This is a genomic window from Pseudomonas sp. DrBHI1 (genome assembly GCF_002205115.1).
Lineage (GTDB): Bacteria > Pseudomonadota > Gammaproteobacteria > Pseudomonadales > Pseudomonadaceae > Aquipseudomonas > Aquipseudomonas mosselii.
The window spans coordinates 1-716 of the sequence record NZ_NIBE01000077.1; the positions used below are offsets into that span (position 1 = coordinate 1).

Annotated in this window: 1 protein-coding gene; it reads right to left on the bottom strand. The window is 55.6% G+C overall.

What is annotated here, in order from left to right:
* Positions 1-613 (bottom strand): IS110 family transposase (locus CC207_RS17360; RefSeq protein WP_143496128.1); only part of this gene is annotated, 613 nt, incomplete at its 3' end.
* Positions 614-716: the final 103 nt, after the last annotated feature.

A 716-nucleotide genomic window follows, 5' to 3' on the forward strand; every position in this document is an offset into this window, starting at 1 on the left:
CAGCCAGTTGGCTCTCCAGCTCTTTGTCCAACACCTTGATCTGCTCGCTCAAGTAGACGAAATGATCATGCAGGCGCTGCAGTAATGCGACGAGCCGTATTGGCAGGTCGTGCTCTTCAAGCACCGAAGCAAGGCGGTTGACCACTGCCAATCCGGTCGGCAGGCTGACACCGAATTCGAGCAGGAACCCATGCATCTGGTTCACCGTCTTGGTTCGGTCGCGGATCAATGATTCACGCATCCGATGAGAAACAGAGAGCGTTTGCTGCTCAGGCGATTTTGGCGTCACAAAGCGCATGGAGGGTCGGGAAGCGGCTTCGCAGATGGCTTGCGCATCGACGAAGTCATTCTTGTTGCTCTTGACGAAAGGTTTAACGAACTGCGGCGAGATCAGCTTGGCCTCATGATCCATCGCTTTGATTTCTCGCGCCAGGCAGTGTGAACCGGCACAGGCCTCCATCACTACCGTGCAAGGGGGATGATTGGCCAGAAACCGCATCATCTGCTGCCTTGAGCACTTCTTGCGCATTACCTCTTTGCCGAACTTGTCCTGGGCGTGCAGGTGGAAGGTATGTTTACCAATGTCGATGCCGATCAGGGTCACGCTGCTCATGATGACGGTCTCCGAAGTAAAAGCACCCTGCGAAAGCGTACGCCTCGCAGGGTGCCGGGGTGACCATCTCATTAAGTAACCCGCCGTAAGGGCGGAAAGGTGA